Origin of the sequence: uncultured Microbacterium sp., assembly GCF_963521695.1 — a bacterium.
Taxonomy (GTDB): domain Bacteria; phylum Actinomycetota; class Actinomycetes; order Actinomycetales; family Microbacteriaceae; genus Microbacterium.
Genome location: NZ_CAUQWC010000226.1, coordinates 1 through 5,342, shown reverse-complemented (window position 1 = coordinate 5,342; position 5,342 = coordinate 1). Strand labels below are relative to the sequence as shown.

At 71.5% G+C, this 5,342-nt stretch carries 5 protein-coding genes; 2 read left to right on the top strand and 3 right to left on the bottom strand.

The window, feature by feature from the left end:
* Nucleotides 1–1,376: DEAD/DEAH box helicase (locus RWP81_RS13905; RefSeq protein WP_314457052.1), on the bottom strand; the 1,376-nt coding region annotated here is incomplete at its 3' end.
* A gap of 146 nt (nucleotides 1,377–1,522) precedes the next feature.
* On the opposite strand from RWP81_RS13905, the gene RWP81_RS13900 reads away from it, so the two are divergent.
* A complete protein-coding gene (locus RWP81_RS13900) occupies nucleotides 1,523–2,239 on the top strand; it encodes a ferritin-like fold-containing protein (RefSeq protein WP_314457050.1) in 717 nt (238 codons plus the stop codon).
* Between the two features lie 51 nt (nucleotides 2,240–2,290).
* On the opposite strand, the gene RWP81_RS13895 is transcribed toward RWP81_RS13900, so the two are convergent.
* Together RWP81_RS13895 and RWP81_RS13890 are read right to left on the bottom strand one after the other, a co-directional pair.
* Nucleotides 2,291–2,578, bottom strand: a complete 288-nt coding sequence (locus tag RWP81_RS13895) for a hypothetical protein (RefSeq protein ID WP_314457048.1) — start codon at nucleotides 2,576–2,578, stop codon at nucleotides 2,291–2,293.
* A 10-nt stretch (nucleotides 2,579–2,588) separates the two neighbouring features.
* Complete coding sequence (locus RWP81_RS13890; protein WP_314457045.1) at nucleotides 2,589–2,813, bottom strand: DUF3107 domain-containing protein; 225 nt, start codon at nucleotides 2,811–2,813, stop codon at nucleotides 2,589–2,591.
* A gap of 211 nt (nucleotides 2,814–3,024) precedes the next feature.
* Between RWP81_RS13890 and RWP81_RS13885 the strand changes: the two genes are divergently transcribed.
* On the top strand, nucleotides 3,025–5,342 hold a 2,318-nt coding region (locus tag RWP81_RS13885), incomplete at its 3' end, for an ATP-dependent helicase (RefSeq protein WP_314457043.1).

Genomic DNA, 5,342 nt, shown 5'->3' with positions numbered 1-5,342 from the left:
TTGCCGTCGTGGTGCTCCTTGCCGGCGCCGTCGTGCGTGCCGGCGCCGTCCTCATCGCGGGGAGCCGCCTCGCCAGAGGCCGTGGCACCCGCTGCCCCGCGACGACGGCGACGACGCGGACCGCCCTCGCCCTCGGCATCCGCGGGGTTGTCGGCCTTCTTCTCGGGCCTCGGTGCGACCGCCTTCGGCGCCGTCACGAGGCGGCCCTTCGTGCCCTCGGGGATGTCGAGATCGGTGTAGAGGTGCGGGCTCGACGAGTACGTCTCGGTGGGTTCGGGCTGGCCGAACTCGAGGGCGCGGTTGATGAGCGCCCACTTGTGCAGGTCATCCCAGTCGACGAACGTCACCGCGATACCGGTCTTGCCGGCGCGACCGGTGCGGCCGGCACGGTGCAGGTAGGTCTTCTCGTCGTCGGGGATGGTGTGGTTGATGACGTGGGTGACGTCGTTGACGTCGATACCGCGGGCGGCGACGTCGGTGGCGATGAGGACGTCTCTCTTGCCGGCCTTGAACGCTGCCATCGAACGCTCGCGCGCTTCCTGGCTCATGTCGCCGTGCACGGCGGCGGCGTTGAAGCCGCGGTCGCCGAGCTCGTCGACGAGCTTCTGCGCGGCGCGCTTGGTGCGGGTGAAGATGACCGCCTTCTCGCGACCGTCGGATTGCAGGATGCGGGCGATCACCTCGTCCTTGTCGAGCGAATGCGCGCGGTAGACGAGGTGCTTGATGTTGGCCTGGGTCAGACCCTCATCGGGGTCATTGGCGCGCATGTGGATCGGGTTCGACATGAACCGGCGCGCGAGGGCCACGATCGGGCCGGGCATGGTCGCCGAGAACAGCTGCGTGTGCCGCACGGGCGGGACCTTCGAGAAGATCTTCTCGATGTCGGCGAGGAAGCCGAGGTCTAGCATCTTGTCAGCCTCGTCGAGCACGACCTCGGTCGCGCTCGACAGGTCGAGCAGGCGCTGGTTGGCGAGGTCGATGAGGCGGCCGGGGGTGCCGACGACGATCTGCGCGCCGGCCTTGAGCTGGTCGATCTGGCCCTCGTAGGCCTTGCCGCCGTAGATCGCGACGACGCTGGTGGGGCGGTTGCTGGTGAGCATATCCATGTCTTCGTAGACCTGGACGGCGAGTTCACGGGTGGGAACCACGATGAGGGCCTTCACGCCCGGCTCGGGGTTCGGTCCGAGGCGCTGGCCCACGGGGATTCCGACGCCGAAGGTCTGTCCGGTGCCCGTCTTCGCCTGGCCGATGAGGTCCTGGCCGGGGAGACCCAGGGGGATCGTCTGCTCCTGGATGGGGAAGGCATCGATGATGCCCTTGGTCGCGAGGGCGTCGACGATGTCCTGGTCGACGCCGAGCTCGGCGAATGTCGTCATGAGGTGCCTGTTCCGGCGGCGAGAGACCGCCTGGGAGTCGAATCCACGCCCTCACTCGTCCACAGGCGCAGGGTCCCGATCCGTTGTCGGGACCCGACCACTCTACCCGGCGTGTCTCCGGAGCCCCCGACGCCTAGGCTGTCTACGTGTTCGCGTGGTTACGTCGTCGTCAGCGCCCCGTGGGCCGCACGCTCCAACTGCGCTCGCGCGGTGATCTCGGCGAGGCGATGCGCGTCGACTTCGCCGAACTCGCGCCCGACGTCGAGACCTTCCTCGGACAGGCGGCCTACCTTCAGCTGGGGTTCTTCGAGACGCTGAGCGAGCTGATCGCCCTCACTCCCGAGCTCGCCGAGAAGGAATCCCTCTCGCGGGCGGCCGGTGCCGCCCTGATCAAGCACCAGGAACTCGTCGCGCTGATCCGCGACCGGGGAGCCGATCCGACGCACCTCATGCTGCCGTTCCGCGAGTCGCTCGATGCTTTCCGCCGCAACACCCACGGCGTGCGCCCGCAAGAGACCATGCTGACCGTGCACATCACGGCGGGCCTGCTCGACGACTTCTACCTCGCGCTGTCGTCGAGCTACGGAGACACGGGGCGACGCGTCGCCCGCATCCTGCAGGCCGACGACGACCGGCAGGCGATCGTCGACATCATCGCGGCGACCATCGACAGCGACGAGGAGTGGCGCTGGCTCCTGGCCCTCTGGGGTCGACGCCTTGTCGGCGACACGCTGCTCGTCGCCCGCGCAGCCCTTCGGCACGGGCACCTCGACCGCGCCGACGAAGAGAAGGTCGAGCCCGTCTTCAGCGAACTGATGGGTGCGCACGCACGGCGGATGGATGCCATGGGGCTGGCCGCCTGACGCGGATCACCGCGCGGAACGGATGCCATCGATCGCGCGGACTGACGCCGATCAGACGCCAAGCCGCGCGCGGTCCGCGTGGTCTCGAGCGAGACGCGCCCGGGTGACGAGCGGGACGAGAGCGAAGGCGGTCGCGGCCGGTGCGATCACGGCGACGAGCCACAGGATCGGCGAGTCGACCCCGAGCCCCATCCACGTCGCGGCCGTCCAGACGACCCCGGCCGCCGCGGCGCCGGCGAGCGGCGCGAGAAACGCCCCCCGCAGGTGGCGGTGCGGCAGCGAGAAGTGCGCGGCGATTCCGATCACGGCGCCGATGATCAGGCCGAGGAGGATCTGCACGGTCGAGGACTCATGCGACGAAGCCGACGCGGCGCGACTCTTCGGTGCCGAGCTCGACGAAGGCCAGGTTGGCGGTGGGGACGAGGTAGGAGTTGCCCTTCACGTCCGTGAAGGCGACGTGGCTGGCCGAGGAGTCGAGAGCCGTGGCGACGGCGGTCTTGACGGCGTCGGAGGTCTCGTTGGTCTCGAAGTTGAGTTCGCGGCCGGTGTTGGTGATGCCGATGCGGATCTCCACGATGCGTCCTTTCCTCGCGGGGCCGCGGTCGGCCCTGCTCGTTCTTCGACTCTAGGGTAGGCGTGCGGGGCCACGACCCGGTGGGGGCGGCGCTTCGCGGACGGCGAACGCCCGCTATCGAAACGGCGAGGGGCGGTGGCCGTCCCGGACGAAGCGCGGCGCCCCGGGCCTCTACCGGGGCGATGTCGGAGGTGCGGTTTAGCGTGGACGCATGCAGATTCCTGATGCCGTGGCCCCCGAGGCATCCCCCCAGCTGGGGGGCGATCTCGACGCCGACCAGCAGGCGGTGGCGACGTGGGCGGCGGAGGCCAGCGGCGCCGTGGTCGGCGCCCCCGGTTCGGGCAAGACGACGGCGCTGCTCGCCCGGGTCCGCGAGCTCGTGGCATCCGGCGTCGATCCCGATCACCTGCTCGTTCTCACGCCCACGCGGCCGGCCGCGACGGCGTTGCGAGATCCGCTCGCGCTCGCGGTGGGGCGCGCGACCTCGGGTGCGCTCGCGCGTTCGGTCGCGTCATTCGCGTTCCAGCTCGTGCGCGGCGCCGAGGTGCGTCGTGGCGCCGAACCCCCGCAGCTGCTCACGGGCGGCGATGAAGACCAGATCATCCGCGACCTGCTCGAGGGCGACGCTCTCGACGAGATCGACGGCGCCTCGCGGTGGCCCGACTGGCTCGGCCCCGCGATCAGGGCGACCCGGGGGTTCCGCGGCGACGTGCGCGCGTTCCTCGCCGAGTGCACCGACCTGGGGGTGTCGTCGGCCGACCTGGCCGACCTGGCCTCCCACCTCGACCTGCCCGTGTGGGCCTCGCTGGCGTCGTTCTCCGACGAGTACCGCGCCGTCCGCGCGTCGATGCGCGGGGCCCATCGCGACGCCGCCGACCTTGCTCGCGAGGCTGTCGCCGTGCTCGACGACGCCCGTGCCGATCGCGAGCTGCTGGGGCGCTTCACGTCGCTGCGGTGCATCCTCGTCGACGACGCACAAGAGCTCACCCCCGGCGGCATCGACGTGCTCGGAGCGTGCCGCGCGCTCGGCATCGGCGTGGTCGCCTTCGGCGACCCCGATGTGGCATCCGGTGCCTTCCGTGGCGCGACCCCGGAGAACTTCGCCCGGCTGGCTCGCGAGCTCGGCACGACGGTGGCCCTGGGGACGCCGCACCGGGGAACGCCCGAACAGGTCGACCTCGTGCGACAGGTGTCGTCGCGCATCGGCGCCGCCGGTGTCGTCGCGCACCGCCGGGCACCGCAGGGCGCGCCGGTGCAGGGGTCTGTGCGCACCTACCTCCTCCGCTCGCCCGCCGAGGAGGCCGACGCGATCTCGCGGCTGCTGCGGGAACGGCACGTCCTCGGCGGCGTGCCGTGGGGCTCGTGCGCGGTGATCGCGCACGACTCGCGTCAGGTGGCCACCCTCGAGTCCGAGCTCGCCGCGCGCGAGGTTCCGGCCCGGGCCAGCGGGCCCGGCCTGGCGCTCGGGGTGCAGCGACCCGTGCGCGACCTCGTACGCCTTGTCGAGCTGGGCATGACCGACCCCGACGAGTGGTCTCCCGAGGTCGTCGTCGATGCGCTGCTCGGCACGTTCGGCGGCCTCGATCCGATCGAACTGCGCCGACTGCGCACCGCACTGCGCCACGCCGAGGTGGCAGACGGCGGCGTGCGCTCGGCCACCGACCTGCTCGTCTCCGGCGTGCGGTATCCGCTCGAACTCGCCGCGGTCGACACCCGCGAGGCGCGGCGGGCCATCCGCCTCGGCGAGACCCTGTCAGCCCTCGGGGCTCAGGCGCGATCACGTGCGACCGCCCACGAGATGCTGTGGACGGCGTGGGAACGCAGCTCACTGGCGCGCACCTGGCGAGAAGCGTCACGGGGGCACGGACCCATCGCTGAACAGGCCGACCGCGACCTCGACGCGGTCGTCGCCCTCTTCCAGGCGGCGAAACGCTATACCGAGCGCGAACCCGACGGTGAGGCCTCGACCTTCCTCCGTGCGGTGCTCGACAGCGACGTGGCCGAAGACCGTATCGAGCAGCCCGCCGTCGTCGACACGGTGCGCATCCTGACCCCGGCCGCCGCCGCGGGCACGGCGTTCGACACGGTGATCATCGCCGGCGTGCAAGAGGGCGTATGGCCCAACACGCGCTTGCGCGGGGGACTGCTCGAGACCTGGCGCCTCACCGACGCGGTGCAGAACCCCGACCTCCCGGCCGCGGGCATGCTCGATCGACGGCGCGCGGCCATGCACGACGAGCTGCGCCTGTTCGTGCGCGCCCTCAGCCGCGCAGAGCGCATGCTCATCGTCACGGCGGTCGACGACGACGACACCGGCCCCAGCGTGTTGTTCGAGATGCTCCCCGCGCCCGAGCCGGCGGCATCCGTTCCCGAACACCCGTTGTCGCTGCGCGGTCTCGTTGCGCGCCACCGACGCTCGCTCACCGCTCCCCGCGTGCCCGCGGCCGATCGCACCCACGCGGCGGGGCAACTCGCGCTGCTGGCCGCGGCCGACGTCGCCGGGGCGGCGAGCGACGAGTGGTACGGCGT